Origin of the sequence: Virgibacillus tibetensis, assembly GCF_036026595.1 — a bacterium.
GTDB lineage: Bacteria > Bacillota > Bacilli > Bacillales > Amphibacillaceae > Virgibacillus_P > Virgibacillus_P tibetensis.
The window spans coordinates 854,760-877,615 of the sequence record NZ_JARZFX010000001.1; the positions used below are offsets into that span (position 1 = coordinate 854,760).

General features: G+C 36.7%; 27 protein-coding genes. 5 read left to right on the forward strand and 22 right to left on the reverse strand.

Features of this window, described 5'->3' with window-relative positions:
- Positions 1-22: 22 nt before the first annotated feature.
- The 4 genes from mraZ to QGM71_RS04680 all read right to left on the reverse strand — a co-directional run bounded on the left by mraZ (position 23) and on the right by QGM71_RS04680 (position 3,644).
- Entirely contained in the window at positions 23-454 is a 432-nt protein-coding gene (gene mraZ / locus QGM71_RS04665) for a division/cell wall cluster transcriptional repressor MraZ (RefSeq protein WP_327606339.1), read from the reverse strand.
- A 204-nt stretch (positions 455-658) separates the two neighbouring features.
- A complete protein-coding gene (bshC, locus tag QGM71_RS04670; RefSeq protein WP_327606340.1) occupies positions 659-2,302 on the reverse strand; it encodes a bacillithiol biosynthesis cysteine-adding enzyme BshC in 1,644 nt (547 codons plus the stop codon).
- Positions 2,303-2,374: 72 nt separating this feature from the next.
- On the reverse strand, positions 2,375-2,758 hold the full coding sequence (locus QGM71_RS04675) for a DUF3397 family protein (RefSeq protein WP_327606341.1): 384 nt from the start codon (positions 2,756-2,758) through the stop codon (positions 2,375-2,377).
- A 10-nt stretch (positions 2,759-2,768) separates the two neighbouring features.
- Positions 2,769-3,644, reverse strand: coding sequence for a 2-dehydropantoate 2-reductase (locus tag QGM71_RS04680; RefSeq protein WP_327606342.1), 876 nt, complete (start codon positions 3,642-3,644; stop codon positions 2,769-2,771).
- Positions 3,645-3,845: 201 nt separating this feature from the next.
- Here QGM71_RS04680 and QGM71_RS04685 point away from each other — a divergent pair, with 201 nt between their 5' ends.
- Complete coding sequence (locus QGM71_RS04685; protein ID WP_327606343.1) at positions 3,846-4,325, forward strand: N-acetyltransferase; 480 nt, start codon at positions 3,846-3,848, stop codon at positions 4,323-4,325.
- Between the two features lie 177 nt (positions 4,326-4,502).
- Here the strand turns inward: QGM71_RS04685 and QGM71_RS04690 are convergent, their stop codons facing one another.
- The 4 genes from QGM71_RS04690 to QGM71_RS04705 form a co-directional block, all read right to left on the reverse strand.
- Positions 4,503-4,988 (reverse strand): RsfA family transcriptional regulator, encoded by a 486-nt coding sequence (locus tag QGM71_RS04690; RefSeq protein WP_327606344.1) that lies wholly within the window; start codon positions 4,986-4,988, stop codon positions 4,503-4,505.
- A 96-nt stretch (positions 4,989-5,084) separates the two neighbouring features.
- Complete coding sequence (locus QGM71_RS04695) at positions 5,085-5,846, reverse strand: enoyl-CoA hydratase/isomerase family protein (protein ID WP_327606345.1); 762 nt, start codon at positions 5,844-5,846, stop codon at positions 5,085-5,087.
- Positions 5,847-6,251: 405 nt separating this feature from the next.
- On the reverse strand, positions 6,252-6,428 hold the full coding sequence (rpmF, locus tag QGM71_RS04700) for a 50S ribosomal protein L32 (RefSeq protein WP_327606346.1): 177 nt from the start codon (positions 6,426-6,428) through the stop codon (positions 6,252-6,254).
- A 48-nt stretch (positions 6,429-6,476) separates the two neighbouring features.
- Positions 6,477-7,007: a YceD family protein gene (locus QGM71_RS04705; RefSeq protein ID WP_327606347.1), complete on the reverse strand. Its 531-nt coding sequence runs from the start codon at positions 7,005-7,007 to the stop codon at positions 6,477-6,479.
- Between the two features lie 366 nt (positions 7,008-7,373).
- Here QGM71_RS04705 and QGM71_RS04710 point away from each other — a divergent pair, with 366 nt between their 5' ends.
- On the forward strand, positions 7,374-8,585 hold the full coding sequence (locus QGM71_RS04710) for a nucleotidyltransferase (protein WP_327606348.1): 1,212 nt from the start codon (positions 7,374-7,376) through the stop codon (positions 8,583-8,585).
- 127 nt (positions 8,586-8,712) lie between these two features.
- Here the strand turns inward: QGM71_RS04710 and QGM71_RS04715 are convergent, their stop codons facing one another.
- Complete coding sequence (locus QGM71_RS04715; protein ID WP_327606349.1) at positions 8,713-9,738, reverse strand: SepM family pheromone-processing serine protease; 1,026 nt, start codon at positions 9,736-9,738, stop codon at positions 8,713-8,715.
- Between the two features lie 287 nt (positions 9,739-10,025).
- Here QGM71_RS04715 and ylbJ point away from each other — a divergent pair, with 287 nt between their 5' ends.
- The gene (gene ylbJ, locus QGM71_RS04720) at positions 10,026-11,252 is read left to right on the forward strand and encodes a sporulation integral membrane protein YlbJ (protein WP_327606350.1); all 1,227 of its coding nucleotides are present in this window, start codon (positions 10,026-10,028) and stop codon (positions 11,250-11,252) included.
- Positions 11,253-11,357: 105 nt separating this feature from the next.
- Here the strand turns inward: ylbJ and coaD are convergent, their stop codons facing one another.
- The 7 genes from coaD to QGM71_RS04755 form a co-directional block, all read right to left on the reverse strand.
- A complete protein-coding gene (coaD, locus tag QGM71_RS04725; RefSeq protein ID WP_327606351.1) occupies positions 11,358-11,840 on the reverse strand; it encodes a pantetheine-phosphate adenylyltransferase in 483 nt (160 codons plus the stop codon).
- 15 nt (positions 11,841-11,855) lie between these two features.
- Positions 11,856-12,410 (reverse strand): 16S rRNA (guanine(966)-N(2))-methyltransferase RsmD, encoded by a 555-nt coding sequence (gene rsmD, locus QGM71_RS04730; RefSeq protein ID WP_327606352.1) that lies wholly within the window; start codon positions 12,408-12,410, stop codon positions 11,856-11,858.
- A 368-nt stretch (positions 12,411-12,778) separates the two neighbouring features.
- Complete coding sequence (locus QGM71_RS04735; RefSeq protein WP_327606353.1) at positions 12,779-13,054, reverse strand: YlbG family protein; 276 nt, start codon at positions 13,052-13,054, stop codon at positions 12,779-12,781.
- A 96-nt stretch (positions 13,055-13,150) separates the two neighbouring features.
- Positions 13,151-13,588 carry a YlbF family regulator gene (locus QGM71_RS04740; protein WP_327606354.1) on the reverse strand — a complete coding sequence of 146 codons (438 nt, stop codon included), beginning with the start codon at positions 13,586-13,588 and terminating at the stop codon, positions 13,151-13,153.
- A gap of 59 nt (positions 13,589-13,647) precedes the next feature.
- Positions 13,648-13,881 carry a YlbE-like family protein gene (locus QGM71_RS04745; RefSeq protein WP_327606355.1) on the reverse strand — a complete coding sequence of 78 codons (234 nt, stop codon included), beginning with the start codon at positions 13,879-13,881 and terminating at the stop codon, positions 13,648-13,650.
- A gap of 11 nt (positions 13,882-13,892) precedes the next feature.
- Entirely contained in the window at positions 13,893-14,297 is a 405-nt protein-coding gene (gene ylbD, locus QGM71_RS04750) for a YlbD family protein (RefSeq protein WP_327606356.1), read from the reverse strand.
- 117 nt (positions 14,298-14,414) lie between these two features.
- Positions 14,415-15,485 (reverse strand): CAP domain-containing protein, encoded by a 1,071-nt coding sequence (locus tag QGM71_RS04755; RefSeq protein WP_327606357.1) that lies wholly within the window; start codon positions 15,483-15,485, stop codon positions 14,415-14,417.
- A gap of 225 nt (positions 15,486-15,710) precedes the next feature.
- On the opposite strand from QGM71_RS04755, the gene QGM71_RS04760 reads away from it, so the two are divergent.
- Both QGM71_RS04760 and ytvI read left to right on the forward strand, forming a co-directional pair.
- Positions 15,711-16,076 (forward strand): YugN family protein, encoded by a 366-nt coding sequence (locus tag QGM71_RS04760; RefSeq protein ID WP_327606358.1) that lies wholly within the window; start codon positions 15,711-15,713, stop codon positions 16,074-16,076.
- Between the two features lie 175 nt (positions 16,077-16,251).
- The gene (gene ytvI / locus QGM71_RS04765; protein ID WP_327606359.1) at positions 16,252-17,310 is read left to right on the forward strand and encodes a sporulation integral membrane protein YtvI; all 1,059 of its coding nucleotides are present in this window, start codon (positions 16,252-16,254) and stop codon (positions 17,308-17,310) included.
- Positions 17,311-17,357: 47 nt separating this feature from the next.
- Here ytvI and QGM71_RS04770 read toward each other — a convergent pair whose 3' ends face one another.
- The 6 genes from QGM71_RS04770 to coxB form a co-directional block, all read right to left on the reverse strand.
- Positions 17,358-17,813 (reverse strand): DUF420 domain-containing protein, encoded by a 456-nt coding sequence (locus QGM71_RS04770; protein ID WP_327606360.1) that lies wholly within the window; start codon positions 17,811-17,813, stop codon positions 17,358-17,360.
- Positions 17,814-17,894: 81 nt separating this feature from the next.
- Positions 17,895-18,803 carry a cytochrome c oxidase assembly factor CtaG gene (gene ctaG, locus QGM71_RS04775; protein ID WP_327606361.1) on the reverse strand — a complete coding sequence of 303 codons (909 nt, stop codon included), beginning with the start codon at positions 18,801-18,803 and terminating at the stop codon, positions 17,895-17,897.
- A gap of 132 nt (positions 18,804-18,935) precedes the next feature.
- Positions 18,936-19,259, reverse strand: coding sequence for a cytochrome c oxidase subunit IVB (gene ctaF, locus QGM71_RS04780; RefSeq protein WP_327606362.1), 324 nt, complete (start codon positions 19,257-19,259; stop codon positions 18,936-18,938).
- A 3-nt stretch (positions 19,260-19,262) separates the two neighbouring features.
- Positions 19,263-19,886, reverse strand: a complete 624-nt coding sequence (locus QGM71_RS04785; protein ID WP_327606363.1) for a cytochrome (ubi)quinol oxidase subunit III — start codon at positions 19,884-19,886, stop codon at positions 19,263-19,265.
- Position 19,887: 1 nt separating this feature from the next.
- Positions 19,888-21,741, reverse strand: a complete 1,854-nt coding sequence (ctaD, locus tag QGM71_RS04790) for a cytochrome c oxidase subunit I (RefSeq protein WP_327606364.1) — start codon at positions 21,739-21,741, stop codon at positions 19,888-19,890.
- Between the two features lie 52 nt (positions 21,742-21,793).
- Positions 21,794-22,846 carry a cytochrome c oxidase subunit II gene (gene coxB / locus QGM71_RS04795; RefSeq protein ID WP_327606365.1) on the reverse strand — a complete coding sequence of 351 codons (1,053 nt, stop codon included), beginning with the start codon at positions 22,844-22,846 and terminating at the stop codon, positions 21,794-21,796.
- Positions 22,847-22,856 lie beyond the last annotated feature (10 nt).

Consider the following 22,856-nt stretch of genomic DNA (forward strand, 5'->3'; position numbering starts at 1 on the left):
ACCCATTTCTATGCTTTGCAGATTATATATCAAAATCCATTAGGTTTTCAGCAATTTCAGCAAAAGATTCTTCAGAATTATTGAAGTAATCCTCCCAACTTTCACTTGCCCAAAATTCAATTCGATTAGATACTCCAATCACAACACATTCTTTATCTAATACAGCGTAGTTTCTTAACGGTTGTGGAAGGTTTATTCTTCCCTGTTTATCAACTTCACATTCCACCGCACCCGAAAAGAAAAAACGTGTGAATGCCCTAGCATCTTTCTTGGTCAATGGGAGCTTTTTTAATTTTTCTTCCAATAATTTCCACTCATCCATTGGGTAAGCAAATAAACACTTATCCAGTCCACGGGTTACTACAAAGGTTTCTCCAAGTTCATCACGAAACTTAGAAGGGACAATTATTCTACCTTTAGTATCAATGTTGTGTTGAAATTCACCCATGAACATATAGCTAGCCCCACTTTCTTATTTTTCATATTACCACATTCCCCCACCATTCACCACTTATTTATAATATTTTTTGTATTAATCCTAAAAAGAGGTATTTGGAATAAAATAAGACAAAAAGAAAAAGCCGTCATATCAATGATAGACGGCTTTTTCTTTGATCCCCCATTAAAGTGGGGGAATGTGGACGATATTTTGTTACTACTAGATATATACTAAATAGTGATCATTTTCGAATGAGCATGGAGAATTTGTTATGTCCTTAATAAAGGCATTACCATATTCATTGAGCCAAGGCAACGGATTCCAGATTCTTTCCTGTAATCCTTGTTGCGGATGAAGGGCGATTGATATCCGATCAAATTCGAGCAACTCTTTTGCATACTTATCTTCAAGTGTTTTTATAATCCGGTCTTCTAAATACTCAATATCACATTGCAGGTAATATAAGTTCTTCTCAGCCAATTCCCCCAAGTCCGCTCGTATCCCCTTCGCAATATCCCTTAAAGGTTTATGGGCTTGGTCGACTGCAAGTTTAATTTCGCTGGCCACCTTATGAATTGGCGGGTCACTTTTGGAGGCAAGCCAGTTCTCCTTCATTTCATTAATGCCATGGTTAACTGCGAATGTGGGGGTGATTTCATATTTTTTCAATGTTTTTTCTATATTTCGATCAATGTAAGTTAACGAAAGCCTTGGTATTACAGGCGGCATCTTAATATTCAGAGATTCAAAAGCTGGCTTTAATACTGCCCAATAACTAATTTCACCTGGTCCACCGATAAATGCCAGTGTAGGAAATAGTAATTCTTGCATTAACGGCCGCGTTACAACATTGTTACTTAATAGTTCGGGGTGCCGTCTTGCTACATCCAGCAATTCTTCTGTTGAAAATAAGACCTCTTTCTGTTTCCCTATCCATTCACCAGCCCCATTCCTTTCAAGCAAAATCCGTTCATTATTTTTATGATAAAAGATATGGGCGTCAGTTGATTTTACATCGAGTGATAGAGTGTAACCTGATTGCTCTAACTGCTGGGAGGCTTCAACAATATCTTTACTGATTTCAGGTTGTCTTTCAATTAGTTGTACAAAGTGTTCACTCTCCAACCTGCGTACTCCCGGTTGTGCAGAATCAATCAAAACTAACCCTTCATCGCTAAAAAGGTTATAAATAACACGTGCAAAGAAATCAACATAAGTAGATGACTTATCAAGACAGCTTTTCACAGAATGGTATAAATCTTTTGTGTACTGGGTCTCTTCCAATTGTTCAAATAGCTGATTCAGCCACTGATTACTGTAGGTAGAATCAATTTCTATATGGGAGACTGAGCTTTTTCCGAAGATGCGCTGCAAAAGTTTGTGCTTTTTCATTTTTGATTTATCCGGTAAAAAAATATGGTTAATTTCATCAAAATCATGATCTTCTCCAGCAATCCAAAAAACAGGAATAACCGGCACTCCCAATTCTGCTTCTTGTTGTCTTGCTAGCTGGACGATAGATATTACTTTATTTATAGTATACATTGGCCCAGTTAATAGTCCGGCTTGTTGTCCACCTATAATTACAACACTGTTTTCTTTCTTTAATCTTTCTATGTTGTAAAAAGTTGATTGAGGAGCATCCCATTTTTCATTCATCGTATGTAATACTTGGGTAAGTTTCTCTCGTTCAAAATTGTACCCCCCCAAATCCTTCATTCTTTGGTTAAGATCGGTAAAAGGGAGATACTCAAAAAACTTCATAATTTCTTCTTTATTTTGTCGATAATCATTCATTAATGTATTTTGGCTATGTAGCTGTATAGGGTCGACCTGCATAAATCCCATGCTCCTTCTATTCATAATGTCCACCATGTATTTTACATAATTCCATATAAAATATCATGTAATCTGTTTGCCTTACCCTTAATTTTTCTAAAGAAAAAATATTCGTTGGATAATCCCGATGGGTAATAAGAAGCAATACAGGAATAAAAATAGTAGAAAACAAAGTCTCCAAAAGACTTTAAAAGCTTTTCTAAATATAATTTCAGTCTCACTTTTCCATTGTATAAATACAATTCCAGTAAATATACACAATAGCAGTGCTGAAACGATACCGATCATTTGTCTATTAAAAACAATAGTAAGTAAAATAGTAACAGCTATAATATATAAAAGAGTAGTCCAGTTTGCCGCTTTATGTACTGCCTTTAACTTCTGATTATATAGTTTCTTAGTAATTTTATAAATGATCCATGTTGCAATCAATGGAACAGTAACGAAAAAAGAAATACTGTAAATAATAAAATCAATCATGCTATTTCCCTTATCCCCTTTTCAGTTCCAATGCCTTAATGCTGTTATAAACAAAAGATGTATATGGAATCGTGTGATTTTGATTGTTTTTCTTAATTAAATACCCCGATATTGCCTCTATTTCTGTTTCCCGTCTTTCTCTTATGTCCTTTAGCATTGATGAAATGTTACCTTCTGTGTTTTTTGCGACTTCTTTTACACGGTCCCATTGAATGTTAGGATCTAAGCCAAGAATTAAAGCGGCCTCCGCGCATAGTCCTTTAGCTAGTTTTCTGCTAAATGAATTTTGTACGATAGTACCATTGGGAAAATCAAGTAGTGCTGTTAATGGATTTATTACGGAATTAATTACTAACTTTTCTGCAAGTAATTTCGACCAGTCTTTATAACTGGAAACAGGAAATAATGGCTGTGTTAATTTTTCTGCAAACTCATATACGAACTCTTCATCACTGGAATGAGAAGCAAGCTTTATACTCCCTTTTCCAGTATGTTCAACTACGTTATCTTCAAGCCGAAGCGCACCATGTTCGGTGACACCTAATATTATTGGCTGCTTAAGTATAGATAGAGATTCTACATGCCCCATTCCATTTTGCAGAAAAACCAGAGGAGTAGATTTATCCACCATGACTAATTTGGGAACAATTGAAGCAATATGATTTTGTTTCACACAGACAATCAAACAGTCTTCTTTTTTCAGCTCTTCAATAAGTAATGCATTTATTTTTATAGGGTGGGGAGAACCCACAACAAGCAAACCATGTTGGTTTATTTTTTCCTTTTGCTGTTTTCTTCGAACATACACGGTTATACTATGTTCACATGCCAATAACCCACTAAGTAGTAATCCAATCGATCCACCACCTATTACTCCTATATTCACAATTCCTCTCTCCTTCTGTACTTATTGTTCATTGTACCAAACCATGAGACTTTATGGAGTTAATAAGCACAAAATTTTCAGATGGAAATGTATACTCAGTTTATTCTATTTCAATATTAATTTATTTATATTATAATAAATGAAAGAGAAATACCAAAATATTTCTGAAACTATAACAGAAATTCATAGGGGGAGATTTACATGAATCAAATTAAAGTCGAAAAACTATTAATTAACTATAAAACATTAGAGAAATTCAAATTTTTCAAGGAATACGGTAATCAGGAACTATCTATGTTAGAGGATTTAGAAAATAATCTTATGGAAAATCACAATGATTCACCATTTTACGGGATCTACTTTGGTGATAACCTAGTTGCGAGAATGAGCTTGTACAAGGTTAAGAAGAAATATGATGCCTATTTTGAACCGCCACAAGATTATTTAACGTTATGGAAATTGGAAGTTTTACCTAACTATAGAGGAAATGGGTACGGCAAGGCATTAGTTGACTTTGCCAAGACTTATGATCTACCCATTAAAACAAATCCCCGGATTAACTCACATGGATTCTGGGAAAAAATGAACTTCCAAAAAGCAAATTATGATATGGAAAGAGATCTGGGGGAAAATCCCCTAATATGGCTTCCTGAGGGTGTTAAAGAGCAGGAAACCGTTTAAAGGAGCAAGTAGTGCGCCTGTTAAGAGGTACTGAATCATGGCCGCTGTTGCAAAAATGCAGCCGAGTTTACGCATAGACAAAATGGTACGTTTCCTAGACTACAAGCAAAGACATGAATGGTAAATATATCATTCATGTCTTTCTTTTTCGTTTAAGTATAAATGCTACTTCGCTATTCATTTTTGCTGATTAGAACTAACCCACCCCCACAGCTTTCCCATCTCTTCCCAGGCGTTTTCATAACGCAGCAGCTGTTCTTTCAATTTTTCATTTTTCTTCTCAAGAAGTTCCAACTTGTTTTCATGCTCCTGTTTCACTATTTCGGTTTCATCAGGGAGTTTTGTCTTCATTTTTTCTAATAATAAGATTGCAGTTTCTATTGTATCTCTTTCCTGGTTATTAGTTGGTTCAGCAAAATCCCATAATTCATCTCTACTTCCTTTTTTTCTTTCTTCTTTTGCTAATTGAATTGCGTCCTGATAACGTTTACGAATAGTTGCATTCCACCTGAATCCACAAGCAGCAGAAGTGCGTGATAGCTGCTTAGCTACTTCTTTAAAAGCCTCGAGCTGTGTTTTTCCTTCTCGAATATATCGAAGAACGGTTTCAGCTAAAATAATATCTTCATCTTTTGACCAAGCATCTTGGCGAGTCGCATTCATAACATCCCTCCTTATACGTTTGCTATCAATGTATGCAAAAGATAGGAGTGATAGAATAAATCTTTACTCTTTTTTAAAGGAAAAGTGATTATGACATTACTTGCGCTTTAGAAATTTTTCAACAGCTATTCTATGCTCTTTCGAGTCCCATAGTTTGGAACAGTTTCTAACTTCTTCATTCATCATGGAAGATAAGCCAAGACTAGATATCTTTTTCTTGTATTGATTCTTCAATATTTTCATTTGCTCATAGGACTTTGTAATGTACGGTTGTAAGAGTTCATTCTTATTTTTCCACTCCTGTTCAGATACAATCCTGTTTAGCCAACCGTGCTCTTTTAAAGTAGTTGCCTCGTACACACTTGCCTCCATTAACCACTGCAGTGCAAAAGATGGGTTTACTTTTTCATATAGCAATACTCCACCACCCCATCCAGGTATAATACCAAGATTCGTTTGCACAAAGCCAAATTTACCAGTGTCTTTTGCTATTCGTAAATCACATGCTGTTGCTATCTCACAACCTCCTCCTAGTGCATTTCCATTCAATAGGCAGATCACTGGTACTGGAAAAGAAACAATGTCATATAACACATCTTTCATAGGATACAAATAAGAAAACGCCTCATCAGGGGTTAAGTCTCCATGTAAATCTGTTAAATCGCCACCTGCACAGAACATCTTCTTTCCAGCTCCTGAAAGTACCAGGAATGTAATAGAATCGTTTTTTGCAACTTCTAAACTAGCCTTGAGTTCTCTCATCATTTTTCCCGAAATAGCGTTATGCTTCGCTGGTCGATTTAAACATATCTCGCCATAACCTTCGTCATACTTTTTATATTCAACTGTTTCAACCACGTTGACTCTCTCCCTTTATCTCATTTTCTATGTATTCTCGAACTGAACAAAGCTTATGTGAAATTTCATTTAATTCCGTTACTGCGACAAGTGAAAATAATTTATTTAAAAGGCCATTTTCTAAAATACTATAACTGTACCTGTACAAGCGATTACTCAATTCACCGAAGACACCTATGACCAACGCCGACACTTGAACGTCGTGTTCGTCGAAAAAAGAACAGGCTGAAGCGTTCCCTATGGAAAGTGAGTGTTTTTCCGCAACACTGGATATGCACTCATCCTCTAAAGGACGGGAGGGAATCAGGCTTAAGTTACGTTGCTACATCAATAGCAAAAAGCGATGAGAAATGGGGACTATAAAAAAAACAGACCAACTACGTGATCTGTTCATTTCATAAATAATTAACTATTACTTATTACTTCTTTACCATCATATTGACCGCATGATTTACAAACGTGGTGTGGTTTAGTTAACTCTCCACAATTTGAACATTCTACCATGCCAGGTACGTGTAATTTTTTATGAGTACGACGTTGGTTTTTCACTTTTTTAGAAGTTCTTCTTTTTGGTACTGCCATGACTTACACCTCCTTCATATAAAGAAAGCAAAACGAGAACAATTATTCCTATTCGTCTTCCTTGTTATCTTCAAATAATGACTCCAGCTTTTTTAAACGCGGATCTATCGTCTTTTCTTTTTGTTTTTCTGAAATAAATGCCCATCCTTGTCCCTCAGCAGGAGCTGCTTTTTGAGCTTTTGTATCTTCAGAGAAAACGCGAAAAGGAACCTCTAATAAAATATTTTCCTTTATATACGGAGTTAAGTCAAGTACTTCCCCGTCAACTGGATGAATTTCATTTTCCTCTTCTTCTTCACTATAGTAAGACGACGTAGTGAACACCTCATCCGCTTTAACTTCAAAAGGATAGGGGACATCCACCAATGTACGTGCACACGGTAAAATCATTTCTCCACTTATAGAAAACGAGAAAATAATTTGCTCGCCCTGCAGGTAACAATTCCCATGCACCCTGACAGGTTTTATTTCACGTATATCATTATTTAAGCTTACCACTTCAGATACATCTACCATTTCATCAAATGTAAGTGGTTCTTTATAAGCTTTTTTTCTAATTTGCGCTAATGCAAATTTCATTATGATCACCTCTAGGCAACAAGAGTTATTTTAAAAGAAAAATAGACTTTTGTCAACATATTTTCTTTACAGAATTAAAAAGCGGAGAAGCCTCTCAAAGAGAGTTTCCCCTATTTCTGCGACGTTTAATTACCTGATTATTTTTACCTGTCTTATTTATAGAAGAGAAATAGGAAAGCAATCGACCCAATCCTAGTTATTCAATTAAGATCTACCTATATCTTGTTAACAGCTGCTTAAATATAAGTTTAATTTCGATTAAATTCAGCTGCGGTGCCGATAGTCATGAAAATCAATCAAAGTATGATGCGCCAACTTTGATTTTTTGATACACTTATTACCATTAGATGCATAGGAGTTGTTTGTATGAAAGCATGTGGCTTAATTGTTGAATATAACCCATTTCATAATGGACATATGTATCATATCCAGGAAGCAAAGAAAATCTCAAATGCCGACTGTATGATTGCAGTAATGAGTGGTTCTTTCCTACAAAGAGGAGAACCTGCAGTAATTGACAAATTTCACCGGGCACAGGCTGCTCTGCAGTCAGGTATTGACATCGTATTGGAATTACCATACCCCTTTGCCGTACAGAGTAGTAATTTGTTTGCCAAGGGTTCTGTCCAAACACTATTTGAAATTGGTGTATCCAGCATTTGCTTTGGCAGTGAGTCCGGGGATATTTCCAATTTTACAACAACCTATAAAATGTTTAAAGAAAAAGAGACTATCTACCAGCAATCTCTCAAGATATTCTTAAATAAAGGTTTGTCATTTCCAGAGGCCAGTAAGCAAGCATACATGGAAATTGGGTTGACTCCCAGTACTATGGACTTAACTCAACCGAATAATATACTCGGTTTTAGTTATGTTAAAGCAATATTGGATAAGGAATTACCTATAACCCCCCTAACCATAAAGCGGTCCAGCAGTAATTATCATGATGATACGATTACCAGCTCTATTGCAAGTGCAACAAGCATCCGAAAAGAACTTATCTCTGTAAACCATGCTTCTCCACAGATTGCCCGGACAGTACCTGAAGAAACATACAGACAATTACTATTGTATAAACATGCAGCTTCTATATGGCACTCATGGGAACATTATTTCAGCTTAGTTCATTATAGAGTGATGACAATGAGCGTAGACGAACTTGCAGCCATTAATGGGGTTGACGAGGGACTGGAGTACCGCATTAAGAAAACTGCCATTAAAGCCACATCATTTAATGAATGGATCCAGGCAATTAAAACAAAACGATATACATGGACAAGGCTACAACGAATGTTCGTTCATATTTTAACCAATACGAAGAAAACGGATATGGAAATCGCAAAAAATACCTCTACTGTTCCGTACGTTCGTTTATTAGGCTTAACAAAAAACGGTCAAGCATACTTAAATACTATAAAAAAAGAGATGAGTGTTCCAATCATCTCCAAAATAAGTCGAAATAAAATCCCAATGCTTTCTATAGAAGAGAAAGCCAGCAATGCCTATTACAGTATTCTTTCGCCTGTAAAACAGCAAAAGCTTCGCCAGCAAGAGTTCCAGCCACCCATCAGAATCTGACCAGAATTAGATTACCTGTGTGAATCTCTTTCTGGTTCCTCAGGCTAAAAAGACTGACTTACATAAACGGTCCTTTTAGTTCTTTGTCAGTAACCTGCAGCTTTGATAAACGGAGTGCTCGCTCTAATCAACTCTTAGGGTCTATTTCCTTTAAGTATTTCAGTGCGTCATTAAAAGTGTCCACAGGTACTATTTTCATTTCTGTTCCAATTTCCTCAGCGGTCTCTTTTGCTAATATATAATTAGAAGTTTCAGATCCATTCTCACTTGGTGCAAAGAATATATCTACCCCTTCTTTATCAGAGGCTATTACCTTTTTATCAATACCACCAATTCGAAGGACATTCCCGTTATAGTCGACTTCGCCTGTACCAGCTATATCATAGCCTCCTGTTAAATCCTTTTCGGTCAGCTGATCATATATTTCCAACGCGAACATTAAGCCGGCACTTGGTCCGCCAATTCTGCCACTCGAAAAACGCACCTCTGGCTCAACAGTCACACTTCGATCTGTTACTAGCCGAATTCCTATTCCAACTCTTCCTTCCAGTTCACTAAACGTTTCCAGCGTTATTTCTTCCGTTAACGTTTCTTCATCTCGTACTATGTCCAACTTAATTACATCCTGTGCTTGCTTAGTTTCTACATAACTGATCAAATCATCGGCCTCATTTATCTCATTTCCATCTATTCCAATGATTCGATCTCCCATAACTAATTTTCCATCTGCCGGCATGTCCTCCACAACTGAGACAACATACACACCATTAAAATCAATTGTAATGGCAGCCCCGGCTGCTTTATAAGCGACTACTGTAGAGGCCTCCTGGGAGTTTTCCATCATTTGCAACTGTGCATGCATATACTCGTCATCCGTAATCCCGTCCGGGCGTACCTCTTCTAAAGCGAGAATCTCATGATGTGGCAGGATCTTAGCCCAAACATATTGGATTGGCGTCGCTTGCCCACCGCTAACTGTCACAAGGTGCATATCTCCTTTACTTTCATATCCCTCAACAACTTCTACAATAGGATTTAATGCATCGGCTCCCCCCGGTTTGTAAATATAGTAAGGCAGCTTAAAAACAGTCAGGAAATAAGCGAGTAATACTACAACTATTAAAGATAAAATATGTTTTTTAGTAAAATTCATTGTGGAGCCCCCTTCCGTACCAGTACTAACAACTTGACATGCAGGATTAACATCTTTAAAAAGTGTATGGCATAAATCAGATGTGTATGTGCGTATATTGATAAAGATAAAGACTTGTACAAAAAACACTTTTTCCAATTTAGAACGAACACATACTGATTTAGAACTCATTCTTTGGGAAAAACGGTCCTGAAAATCTAAAAAAAATCTATAAATCAAGCTAGAAATATTCTACTACTAACTAATAAAGATGTACAGAGCTAGGCTCATCATTAGGGGGCATCATATTGAATCAATTATTAAAAACGATTATATTATCTGGTACTACTACTTTTATTACTTTTTGCTTAATTAAATACCCTGACCAAGCTTTTGAAGCCAGTATACGTGGATTAAACATGTGGTGGGAAGTAGTTTTCCCCTCCCTACTGCCTTTTTTTATTACAGCAGAACTATTGCTAGCATTTGGTGTAGTTAAGTTCACTGGTGTATTGTTTGAACCAATTATGCGTCCAGTATTTAATGTCCCAGGGGTTGGTAGCTTCGGCTGGATAATGGGAATGGCGAGCGGCTATCCAACTGGGGCAAAAATAGCAGCCAGGTTACGGGAAGAAAAGCATTTATCCCGGATAGAAGCGGAACGGCTTGTCTCATTCACAAATGCTTCAAGCCCATTATTTATTTTTGGTGCTGTTTCCATAGGTTTTTTTCATGATGCTAAATTAGGTATATTATTAGCAACCTGCCACTATGTAGGTAATGCTATTGTAGGTATACTAATGCGGTTTTATGGAAGAGAAGAAACTTTAAAGGCACAAGCACAGAAGAAAACAAAAGGTAAAAAGATCTCCCTTATTAGGGCATTTAACGAAATGCATGCAACTCGTTTAAAGGACGAGCGCCCAGTTGGGGAAGTAGTTGGGGATGCTGTGTTAAATTCCATAAAAACACTGGTTATGGTTGGCGGGTTTATTATTTTGTTTTCTGTACTTATTAAATTATTGTTTATAATTGGCGTTTCACCAGTAATTGCTACTATCTTTCAACTAATCTTGAAAGTCATAGCATTACCAGTTGATTTAGCGTTACCTTTCTTTTCAGGGTTATTTGAAATTACGATTGGTGCAGACATGATATCAAAAGTAACGACAGATTCATTGTTACAAAAGGCAATTATCGTAAGCTTTATTCTAGGGTTTAACGGTTTTTCCATTCAGGCCCAAGTGGCTAGCATTTTAGCAAAAACTGATATTCGCTTTTCGCCTTATTTCTTCGCCCGGTTTTTGCACGGCCTGATTGCAAGTATCCTTACCGTTATTTTATATAAGCCATTATATTTGGATAAGCAGGTATCAGACATAGGGGATATTCCAGTATCCCAAGACGTGCAGCAAAACATTTGGGTAACTGTTATGGAGCTATTAAAACAGACCGGTCCCTTAATTACGATAACTTTTCTGGGTATAGGTGCATTTATTCTAATTAAAAAAAACAGTAAAAAGGATGTTGCCTAAAAGCAACATCCTTCCAATCAACTTTAAAGATAAATAGAGATAAAGTTGATTTATCGTTGTATAAAAACTTTCACCCATAATTAAAATCATTATTATAGGTGAGCATCACTTTTTGTATTTTCTCTTCAAACTATCTTCGACTACTTTAGGTACAAGGTCCGAGACATTTGCATGATATTTTGCCACTTCTTTTACAATACTGGAACTTAAGAAGGAATATTGATTGTTAGTCATCATAAAAAAAGTTTCAATACTTTCATCCAGTTTCCTATTCATGGATGTGATTTGCATTTCGTATTCAAAATCACTTACAGCACGCAGCCCGCGTATAATAGCCTGTGCGTTTTTTTCTTTTGCGTAATCCATCAATAACCCAGCGGAAGAATCAACTGTTACATTCGGCATATCCTTTGTAGATTCTTCTATCAGCCAAATTCTCTCTTCAACATCAAATAAAGGTGCTTTTGATTGATTATTAAAAACAGTCACTATTACGTTATCAAAAATACTTGCCCCTCGTCGTATAATATCTAGGTGTCCGTAAGTAATTGGATCAAAGCTCCCTGGACAAATTGCTAGTCTGCTCATAGCTAGCACTCCCTTCTAGTTCTTTTGATAGATGGTGATTCCTATGGTTCCACCGTAGTTCTGTTGTTTCAGCAGCGACAAATATTCATGTATTAATGGTAGTTCTTCAGAAACATCGTGTTCACAGTAGATGATCCCATCCGTTTTAATTAGCTGAAGCTTTACTATTTCATCTAAAAGCTTTGCATAGTCTACTTTTTTATAGGGAGGATCAAGTAAAATCAGGTCGAACTGCAGCCCTCTTTTCGCAGCAGCATTTATAGCACGAAATGCATCTGCACGGTAGACTTCAGTCTCTTGTTCTATTTTCATTGATTTTAAATTCTCATTTATAGTATGTATTGCTTTTGGTTGTTTATCAACGAAGACTGCTTGTTCCATCCCTCTGCTGAGTGCCTCGATGCCTAAAGAGCCACTTCCTGCATACAAGTCAAGTACAGCCCCGCCTTTAAAATAAGGACCCATAACTTGAAATACCGCCTCTTTGACTTTATCAGCTGTCGGCCTTGTCATTTTACCTGGAACTGCTTTTATCTGTCTGCCTTTCAGAACTCCTGCTATAACACGCATGAAACCACCTCAATTTGTCACTTTCGACATTATTCTATCATGAATAAGATATAGAAGAAAATTTAGATCAGTCTAATTGATGAAAAAAGAATATCTCAAGTGTATATAATATTTATCTTCGTACATAATAACATAATGAAACAGCTAATCGTTAGCTTGGTTGTTTCAAAACTCGGAGAAGACTTAAACTTCCCCATAAGTTCTTCCTCCGGTTTCTCCTCTCCCTTTGCCTTTTTGTTTTTCCAAGAGGAAAACAAAGGGACCTGCAGATATATTTCTGCAGGTTTTTTCTTTTGTTCCAAGAGAAATCCAATAACCCACTGAAAACAAAAAACCGTTAAGGACATAAATTTACGTCCTCAGCGGTTTTAGATTCCCATTTTATAATCGTATTGCTTTGCTTTATCTGGTTTAGCATTCTCAAAGTTTGTTTGTACAAATGGTTTATAAGAACGGTCCACCTTCGACACGTATGGCAGCTTCAATAATTTTTGTTCAATCGTTTCGACCTCGGTCTGATCAACATAAATAACAGCATACTTTAACTTCTTCGATGTATACAATAAGTGTCCGTACCGTTTAATTTGCTTTAAATTTTTTGTGTGCTGATACCAAATTATAATTCCTTGTCGCTTTGTTCTCATAGAAAGTCCTCGCTAACATTATTTTTGCAACTAATTAACAATGGTACACTTAGCTCGATTGACCTGAACACACTAAAGTAACTAACTAGAGTATTTTTATGTGCCGCAACCACAGGATCCGCCGCTTCCACAGCCACAGCCACTATCACTTAGTGCTGCGCCCTCAATAGGGGACTTAACTTGTTCGCTGACACTTAATGCAACATACTGACTTATTTCATCCAATACTCTTTGCAGATTACGCTCGGCAATTTTAAATGTCGCCACTTTATCATTCATGTCCATTTCACGTTTGGCAGAACGTACTTTCTTCATAATATCACTATAGTCAGGATGATATCTACCAAATCGTTGTACATCCTCATAATGACCTTTTATATCTATAAACGCTTTAATAAGCTGTTGGGCTTCATTATCTTCATTTAACGCTCTTTGGGAATTGTTGTATTCCTCCATCACATCTGAATCCAATATCATCTGACCTAATTGTTCAGAACGGTCAAGAATATCTGCATACTCCAGTGTAGCTATCATTAATTACACCTCCATTACCATCTTAACATTTAATTCGCTATCTGAAAATAAGAAGATATTTAATCTTTCATAGCACCAGCAAATTGCATTAGCATTCCTACCATCTGAACATGATGATTAATCTTATTTACCCGTTGAGGAAATGTCCTACCATAAAATTTCTTTGCTTCTTTTTCTAACTCTTGGATTCGGTTAGGTTCCCGAGATAGATACCGGTACCACTCAGGGTTATACCTAACAAACATAGCTAACCTTGGGTTCTGAGCTAAATAACGATAACTAGCTTCGTCCATCGTCTCACTCCTTAATCACGGAACCAATTAAATGGTTCTTTCGGTGCGGGCTGTGTATTCTTAGTTTGCTTAAATTGAGTTAACCCTTCCTGAATGGTTGTTATTGTACTGCTTAATTGTTGCACCTGCTTTTGAACTTTTTCCATATCCATTTTTTCAGTCATTTTCATTAGCTGCCCGAATAATTCACTTTTGTCTTTTGTCTCTTCACTCTCAACATCTTCATCGTCCAACTCCTTGGAATCATCCTGTTTGTAGTGCTCCCATAATGGATCATCGTCACCTAATAGTGTCCATTTCTCATAGTACTCTTGCCAAGACCTTCCATTTCTTCTGACTTCTTCTAAAAGCTTCGGATGTTTATTTATAAAGTTTTTAAACCGGACCACTGAAGGATGCAACTCTTGATCACTCAACATATTCACCTCTCATTAATATAGTCGTTTGCTATTAATTAATTTATGCTTTAATGAGAGATACTGTGCTACAAAGAAATCTGACTCAATAGCAAGGTTCTAAAGAGATTTCCACACTTAAAAAGGTTTTGCTAAGAAGTTCTGTGTGTAATACAATCGGTAAACACCTACACCGAGATGTGTAAAGTCATCACTTAAGAGGGCTTCTCGATGTCCTTCACTATTTAACCAGCCCTCTACGGCGGCAGCAGCATCTGGGTACTGAGCCGCAATGTTTTCACCAGCTCCAGCATGAGATACATTACCCGCTTCCAGCCGTTCCTTCAGTCCGCTCCCATCTGGAGAATAATGGGAAAAGTAGTTGTTATCAGCCATGTCTTTACTATGCTTGAATGCTACATCGCTCACTGAGTCTTCCCACTCAAGCTTTGTTTTTTCATGCTGTTTTCTTATCACGTTTGTTATGTCGTAAATCTGTTGTTCCATACCCTGTTCTACTTCCGCCCATCCTTCGTCCGATAAATCCGGTTCCCCCGGTAAGCTTCCGCGGTATTTAACCTCATAAGGGCGGTGTTCCAATAATGTTTCCGCAGTTAAGATACGGATAGATGACAATTTACTTGTAAAAGTATCAAAATAAAATTGAATAAATATATCATCTGTTAATTTAACTAGTGGGCGCATCTGTATATCATTGACATTTACATGGAATGTATAAGAGGAAACTCCTTTACTGTACGTAATCTCATTCAAAAATGGAAATGATTCCTCTACTGACGCATATGATTGCCCAACGATTACCGGCTCTATCTCTAAATCACTCCCGGTAGCATAGATGGTCTTAATTTCCTCCTCATCAACGCCAAACTGAATATACTGATTTGATTGATCTGTATATACCCACCACGTGTAACCATAAGCACTTAAATCCTTTCTGTGTGGTTCACCAAGTACTTGTACCAGCTCGTCAGATGATTTACCAATCCAGTTATAAAGCGCACCTTCCAATGGAATGTCCACAGTAACTTCCTCTGGTGCTATTTTTGTTTCCAACATATTTTTTTTCTCTTGTACTACATTTGTTACCCTGTCCATTGCCTCTTCAGGTGATATATCATTTTGTTCCAAAAAATAGAAGCCTGCAATGGAAAATAGGGATAATAAAATTAAAACTTTAACTAATCGCATATCGTATACTCCCTCATAATGTTTTCCTGTTCGTAATTATATGTTTTAAATTAACTATCATTCTCTTATCTCTATTATTTCACAATTTACCCGTAAAATATAAAAAATAAAACAGATTTCTGTTATACTTACATTATATCCTAAAAGGTAATGACTTTTCGATTGCAACTTAGATCGTTTCGTACTATTATAGTTTAGTGAGGACAAATATGTGAGGTGGATAAAATGAGATTAGAAAACACAGGAATTGAAGATGTTATTATGGACTTAAAACCACTAGATCATTTAACCGGAAAACATGCCTTTATTCGTGCTGGGCAATGGGATTATGATCGTGTGACTTACGATTATAGAATTGATTCAAAAGAAAAAAACATTACATATTATATTCGCATTCAAGGGTACACAGTAGAGGGTGATGTTGATAGTGGGAATGCTGTGATTAAGCTAGCAACACCATTACTGGGAAAGCATTACTATCCTCACGGTGTAGAATATGGAGAAAATGAAAGTTTCCCTGAAAACTTAGTAGAACGTGCAGTAAACTTAGTATCTAAAATTAAAGAAGAGATGGTACAATATAAGAAATAAGGAAAAGCCAGTTACTCTTATTGACTAGAGTAACTGGCTTTTTAAAAATCCCTCGAATCAACTCCTAAAAGCCTGATAATAAGTAGATTCTTCTGTTCAAAAGTGAAAATAAATGCTATATTTCTTATAGACTCACCTACCGATTACATAACCAGAAAGGGGATAACGTATTATTTTGCTCCGTACTATCAGTAAACGCCAATGGACATTTATTTTATTATTAATTTTTATAATATTAATCTTCTTTTTTATATTACCAATTTCAGTACCCTTAATTGTGGCTTTATTAACCGCAATGTTACTTAACCCGATCGTACGTTTAATACAGCGCAAAACAAAAATCAGTCGAAAAGCTTCTGTCATCATCGTTTTTTTATTGTTTTTATTATTTGTAGGTATTGCTGGTACTTTTGTCGTCACAAAAGCTGTAACACAAGTGGTGAATTTTGTAGAAGATGTCCCCACCCATTTCAACCAACTTAATCGAGCCTATGACAATTGGGAATCTGACTTCCAAAACTATACAAGTAACCTTCCCGAAGAATTTGTTAATCAGATATCGGAAACAATCGAACAAAATTTACATAAACTCAGTGAAACCGCTAAAGAGAAAATAACGCTTGACAATATTGCTCAAATTTTTACAAAAGTACCTCAATATCTAATTAGCTTCATTGTTTTTTTAATTGCTCTATTTTTATTTATGCTGGAACTTCCAATCCTTAAATCTAAGTTGTATCACATGCTAACGAAAGAAACTGCGGAGAAAGTATCATTTATGAATACACGTCTATCCAGTGTGCTTCTAGGCTTTTTAAAGGCACAGCTCCTTGTCAGTCTCATTATTCTAGGAGTTAGTTTAATAGGGTTGTTCCTTATAGCACCAGAAGTCGCAATAATTATGTCACTGATTATTTGGCTGGTCGACCTTATTCCTATTATTGGATCAATTATTATTTTGGGTCCATGGGCTATTTTCCACCTATTAGCTGGAGATTCAACTATGGGGATACAACTTGCCATATTAGCAGTAATACTGCTTGCTGTAAGGAGAATTGTAGAACCCAAAGTAATGGGTCAGCATATCGGCCTTTCTCCTCTGGCCACCTTAATTGCCATGTTTATTGGACTAAAACTTTTAGGCATCTTAGGATTTATTATAGGGCCGGTACTCGTAATTGCTTTTAACTCAGCTAAAGAGGCCGGTATTATAAAATGGAATATTAAAATTTAATACATTCAAAAAAGGGATGAGCATAGATTATGCTCATCCCTTTCCTATTATGTTCCTAATATGGCCTTAATCATACTAGTAGTTTCCCCACCCTCGTAGAGAATGTATAAAAGCAAGTAAACCATCAGCCCTGTAATAGCAGTAAAGAACCAAATGATACTTGTGACAGGCCCTATCTTTCTGTGTACTGCAATTTTTCGTTTAAAAGCTAGGGTAATAGTTACAACGCCAAACACAGCCCCCGTAGTAGCTAATATTATATGAAAAATCAAGAATATTGTATAATAAATCCTCAATTCGTCAGGCCCGCCAAAATCTGTATTTCCGACAAATACTGTACGTGAAACGTAAATAATAAAAAATAAAAGAGCACTGGCTGCAGCAGCTATCATTGTTTTTTTGTGAGCAGAGGATTTTCCTTTGATTATCAATCTCCACCCAAAAGCTACAAGAATTGCACTTAGTAATATTAAAAAAGTGCTGATTGTAGGTAAAAAAGGCATCTGTTACACTATCCTTTCAAAAGCTGGTATGTAGTAGAAAAACACATAATCCCATTAGAAATGAGATTCGTGTTTTCCTTGTTAAGATTGAGTCTGGGTTTCAGTAACAGGAATTGGGTCAATCTCTAGGCTCTTTTTATTAAACCATTTAAAGAAAACCCTCCCTAAAATAACACCATATGTTATTTCCTGCATGATTTTCATAATTATTCCACCCAATTGCTGGTCTTCCATCGTACTAAACGGAGAAAACATTTCTGGACCAGATATTGAATAAGTAATTCCCTGCAGGACATCTCCTGGGACACATAAAGCCAATGCCTGCATCCAAGCCCCATCCTGACTATAAGTTGCAAATAACGCATGATCAGCGAATATAATCAATACACAGGCTGGAGTTATTAAGACGCCATTAGCAAAAATATAACCTAGTTTAAGTACTGGGCTCATCGTGTCGTATTCCTTTATTGGTGAAAGAATTGGCCACCAAACAATAAATGCAGCAAACAAAATCGTAAGGGAAATCGATGTGTGAATCAGTTGCGATGACTTTGCAAAGTCAAAAACTGCAGGAACATGATAAAGAGAAAACAATGTATTAAATAGCAGTAAGGATATAATCGGCTTTGTTAAAAGCTTCAATACCGGTTTAATTACTGGCTTTTCAATTACTTTTCTCCAAACCCAGACAGGTAGCCCTTTAATGATAAAAATAGGAAATATAAGGTAATATATAGCCATTTGAACCATATGAGCACTTAACATGATGTGTGACAGTAGATCAACTGGTGAACCCTTCACAAGATACAGTAATAACAAAGCTGTATAGAAGAAAATTTGTTGCGAAAAGGATGGCTTATCATTTTCACCAAACTTACGCCGGTAAGGCCCAGTTATTAGAAAATATAGTAACGCTAAGAATAGTACAAACATGAAAAAGTATGGACTCCATAATGCGCGAAAACCAAATATTTGTAGTTCTAACCACATAATTATTCACTCCAAAAAAGGGATTGTCTCTATTATTATAACTTAATTACCTTATTCACACACTTGTTAATGTGACAAATTAATAACGATCTGAATAGAAAAAAGACCGGGGTTCAAACCCGGTCTCTTCCATTACCACCAAACAATAAGTAATAGAGCGGCTAATGTTAATACAGCTGCTCCCATACCTCCATAAATCATCACTGCAGGCATTTCATGTCCTCTATCCTTCATATGCATGAAATAGTAAAACTGAAATGCTACTTGCACAATTGCTAATATAATCAGCAAAGGGATAATAAACATGCTTTCCATAGCTTCTGTACCAACTAGCACAAAAGCAATTATAGTAAAGCCAATCATTAGTGCAAAGGAAATTAGTTGCTTTTTCATTTCCTCTTTGTTCCTTTGTTGCCTGAAAGTATCAACTTTATTGGTATCGGTGCTTTCTGTCATGAATTAACCCACCTTTCCCATTAAATAAACAACTGTAAAGATAAATACCCATACAACATCTATAAAGTGCCAGTATAAACTAAATGTGTAGTACTTTGGTGCGTTGTACAGATTCAAACCTCTTTTTGCGTTACGGACCATTAGTGCAATTAACCAGCTTAGACCAAATACAACGTGTCCCCCATGGAAGCCAACCAATGTATAGAAAGCCGATCCAAATGCTGATGAACGGAACGTAAATCCATAATCATTAATATAGTGAGCAAACTCGTATATTTCACATGCTAAGAACCCAATACCCAGAAGTGCTGTAATTCCCAGCCATAACTGCATTTTTTTAAAGTCGTTGTTCTTCATATGGTACATTGCATAAACACTAGTCAAAGAACTAGTTAATAACAACATGGTCATAAGAAAAACCAGTTCTAATCCAAATAAATCCGTTGTACTTGGTCCACCTGCAGTGGAATTTTTCAGTGCGAGATATGTTCCAAATAAACTAGCGAAAAGAACTGTTTCACCACCAAGGAAAAACCACAGACCCAAGAACTTATTTTTACCTTCAAGGGTGGCTTTTTCTGGTTCTTCCGGCATTGTAGCAGGGTTCAAGGAATGATCGTGACTCATATTAGTCAGCCTCCCTTTCAAGTTCTTCTTTTGTAATGTGATAACCATGATCATCTTTTAATGATCTTACTAACATAGAACCAAGAGATATAGCCATTCCACCAAATAACACAACCAACCATCCACGGTGGTCCGTTTGGTATATAAAACCGAATCCTGCAATGAAGAAACCTAATGACATTACAAACGGTATAATTGAACCGTTTGGCATATGAATATCTCCAACTGGTTCTGCTGGCGTCATTTTACCTTTTCCTTCAGTTTTTTCAATCCATAAAGGATCTAAACCACGTACTAATGGCAACTGTTTAAAGTTGTAATACGGTGGTGGTGAAGGAATTGACCATTCAAGAGTACGTCCATCCCACGGGTCAGCAGGTGCTTTTTCACCTTTAGTTGCTGTATAGACAATATTAATAAAGAATATAATAACCGCGATAGCCATCAGAAATGCGCCAATGGTACTAATTAGGTTACCTGTATCTAAGCCTTGATTCTCCAGGAATACCCAGTAACGACGTGGCATACCCATCAAGCCAAGGAAATGCTGAATAAAGAATGTTAAGTGGAATCCAACCAGGAAAATCCAAAATGCCATTTTTCCCATTCCTTCATGGAGTATTCTACCAAACATTTTCGGCCACCAATAATGGAGACCCGCTAGTATTCCAAATAATGTACCACCAACAATAACATAGTGGAAATGTGCTACTACAAAATACGTGTCATGGTACTGGTAATCTGCTACAGCAGAAGCAAGCATAACACCAGTCATACCACCAATTGTAAATGTAGGTACAAACCCTAGAGTCCATAGCATAGCAGAGTTGATCGTAATACTCCCGCCCCACATTGTTGCCAGCCAGTTGAAGATCTTAATGCCGGTAGGTACTGCAATAGCCATAGTTGCTATTGCGAAAATCGAGTTTGCTACCGGTCCTAAACCAACTGTAAACATATGGTGGGCCCAAACCATAAATCCTAAAAATGCAATTAAAATCGTTGCAAAGACCATTGCTGTGTAACCAAATAGTCTCTTTTTAGAAAATGTGGAGATTATATCACTAAAAAGCCCGAATGCTGGCAATATCAAAATGTAAACCTCAGGGTGACCAAATATCCAGAATAAATGCTGCCAGATAACTGTGTTCCCGCCAAGAGCTACATCAAAGAATGCTGAGCCAAACATACGGTCAAACATTAATAAGAATAAGCCAACAGTCAAAGCAGGGAAAGCAAACAATATTAATGTACTTGTAACAAATGTAGTCCATGAGAATAATGGCATTCTCATATAAGTCATGCCTGGACCACGCATTGTAACAATCGTTACTAGAAAGTTAATACCACCTATCAGTGTACCGGCACCCGATATCTGGAGACCCAATACATAGAAATCCACACCATGTCCTGGTGACTGTAGTGATAATGGAGCGTAGGAAGTCCACCCTGCATCAGGCGCTCCTCCCAGGAACCAACTGCAATTTAATATAACTCCACCAAACAAGAATAACCAAAAACCTAATGCGTTCAGAAATGGAAACGCTACATCACGCGCCCCAATCTGTAAAGGCATGACGGCATTCATCAAACCTAATAATAACGGCATTGCTGCAAGGAAAATCATCGTTGTACCATGCATCGTTATCATTTCATTGTACAAACCTGCACTGATAAAATCATTTTCAGGTTTAATTAATTGAATACGTATAATCATTGCTTCTAATCCGCCAAGCAGGAAGAAAAAACCACCACCAAATAAATACAAATGTGCTATCTTCTTATGGTCTACAGTAGTTAAATAATCCCACAACACAGCGCCGAAGCCTCTCTTTTGAGTAGCTGCTATACTCAAATTATAAACCTCCCTTATACATCCTACATCTCATAATATGTTTTATTTTTCTTTAATTCCCTGCACTTTCAGGTGTTATTTCAGAAGGTTGAAGCTGCATTAAATAATCTGCTATACTGCCTGCTTCTTCCTCAGAAAGAGCTGGGTAATTACCAGTCATTTTATTTCCTGGCTTAATTGATTCAGGATCTACCAACCAGTCTACAATGTTTTCTTTATTGTATTCGAGTATACCTGCAACTTCAGAACGATCTCCGAAGTTTGTTAGGTTGGGACCAACTTGAGCTGGGGAAGAACCAATAGCATGGCAACCCATACAATTATTAGCCTCAAATAAATCTCTTCCATCTTGTGCAACCGTATCTAATGACTCAGAGTCCGGATCAACGTTTTGCATATCCTCAACCCATTGGTCAAACTCCTCAGGACTAACTGCAATTACTTTAAAGTCCATCAGTGAATGGGACGGGCCACATAGCTCAGCACATTTACCCCAATAGACACCCTCTTCATATGCTTCGATATACATTGTATTTACGTTTTCAGGGTTAACATCCATCTTACCTGAAATACTCGGTACCCAAAAAGAATGAATTACATCAGAAGAAAGCATGTGCAGATATACTTTTTCTCCTGTTGGGATATAAATATCCTGACTTGTCTGGATTTCTTCTCCCTCATAATTAAAGTGCCACCAATACTGATTACCAGTAACATCTATATTCAGTCCGTCATTTGATCCTGACTCATCTGCTAGATCAAATGTAGCTGCAACTGTTGGCACTGCTAGTATTAATACCAAAATTATTGGAATTAATGTCCAAACAGTTTCCAAGGTTTTATTCCCCTCAACTTGTTTTGGTATGTAATCTTCTTGTCCCTTCTTCTTACGGAAACGAATTAAGACAATTACATAAATAAGTATTACGATAAAAAATACAAATAACATAATTATTGTTGATAGAATTATTAAATTCATTGAAGCCTCTGCACCATATCCCTTTGGCACAAGAGCTGTTAAGTTTTCTTTACCACACCCAGATAAAATAAGTGCAAGTGTACCTAACAGGAATAAAGATTTAAACCTTCCCATCCAACCTTTCATTTAATCATAC

Excerpts from the sequence above, each read along its gene's own strand:
- QGM71_RS04785 (WP_327606363.1), bottom strand. The coding sequence starts at position 19,886 with ATGAGTCACGATCATTCCTTGAACCCTGCTACAATGCCGGAAGAACCA.
- QGM71_RS04675 (WP_327606341.1), bottom strand. The coding sequence starts at position 2,758 with ATGATTGATTTTATTATTTACAGTATTTCTTTTTTCGTTACTGTTCCA.
- QGM71_RS04715 (WP_327606349.1), bottom strand. The coding sequence starts at position 9,738 with ATGAATTTTACTAAAAAACATATTTTATCTTTAATAGTTGTAGTATTA.
- QGM71_RS04735 (WP_327606353.1), bottom strand. The coding sequence starts at position 13,054 with ATGAGAACAAAGCGACAAGGAATTATAATTTGGTATCAGCACACAAAA.
- ctaG (WP_327606361.1), bottom strand. The coding sequence starts at position 18,803 with ATGTGGTTAGAACTACAAATATTTGGTTTTCGCGCATTATGGAGTCCA.
- QGM71_RS04770 (WP_327606360.1), bottom strand. The coding sequence starts at position 17,813 with ATGCCTTTTTTACCTACAATCAGCACTTTTTTAATATTACTAAGTGCA.
- mraZ (WP_327606339.1), bottom strand. The coding sequence starts at position 454 with ATGTTCATGGGTGAATTTCAACACAACATTGATACTAAAGGTAGAATA.
- QGM71_RS04745 (WP_327606355.1), bottom strand. The coding sequence starts at position 13,881 with ATGGACGAAGCTAGTTATCGTTATTTAGCTCAGAACCCAAGGTTAGCT.
- QGM71_RS04685 (WP_327606343.1), top strand. The coding sequence starts at position 3,846 with ATGAATCAAATTAAAGTCGAAAAACTATTAATTAACTATAAAACATTA.
- QGM71_RS04710 (WP_327606348.1), top strand. The coding sequence starts at position 7,374 with ATGAAAGCATGTGGCTTAATTGTTGAATATAACCCATTTCATAATGGA.
- ctaF (WP_327606362.1), bottom strand. The coding sequence starts at position 19,259 with ATGACAGAAAGCACCGATACCAATAAAGTTGATACTTTCAGGCAACAA.
- coxB (WP_327606365.1), bottom strand. The coding sequence starts at position 22,846 with ATGAAAGGTTGGATGGGAAGGTTTAAATCTTTATTCCTGTTAGGTACA.
- QGM71_RS04760 (WP_327606358.1), top strand. The coding sequence starts at position 15,711 with ATGAGATTAGAAAACACAGGAATTGAAGATGTTATTATGGACTTAAAA.
- coaD (WP_327606351.1), bottom strand. The coding sequence starts at position 11,840 with ATGAGCAGACTAGCAATTTGTCCAGGGAGCTTTGATCCAATTACTTAC.
- bshC (WP_327606340.1), bottom strand. The coding sequence starts at position 2,302 with ATGAATAGAAGGAGCATGGGATTTATGCAGGTCGACCCTATACAGCTA.
- rpmF (WP_327606346.1), bottom strand. The coding sequence starts at position 6,428 with ATGGCAGTACCAAAAAGAAGAACTTCTAAAAAAGTGAAAAACCAACGT.
- QGM71_RS04705 (WP_327606347.1), bottom strand. The coding sequence starts at position 7,007 with ATGAAATTTGCATTAGCGCAAATTAGAAAAAAAGCTTATAAAGAACCA.
- QGM71_RS04690 (WP_327606344.1), bottom strand. The coding sequence starts at position 4,988 with ATGAATGCGACTCGCCAAGATGCTTGGTCAAAAGATGAAGATATTATT.
- QGM71_RS04740 (WP_327606354.1), bottom strand. The coding sequence starts at position 13,588 with ATGATAGCTACACTGGAGTATGCAGATATTCTTGACCGTTCTGAACAA.
- QGM71_RS04755 (WP_327606357.1), bottom strand. The coding sequence starts at position 15,485 with ATGCGATTAGTTAAAGTTTTAATTTTATTATCCCTATTTTCCATTGCA.
- rsmD (WP_327606352.1), bottom strand. The coding sequence starts at position 12,410 with ATGCGTGTTATAGCAGGAGTTCTGAAAGGCAGACAGATAAAAGCAGTT.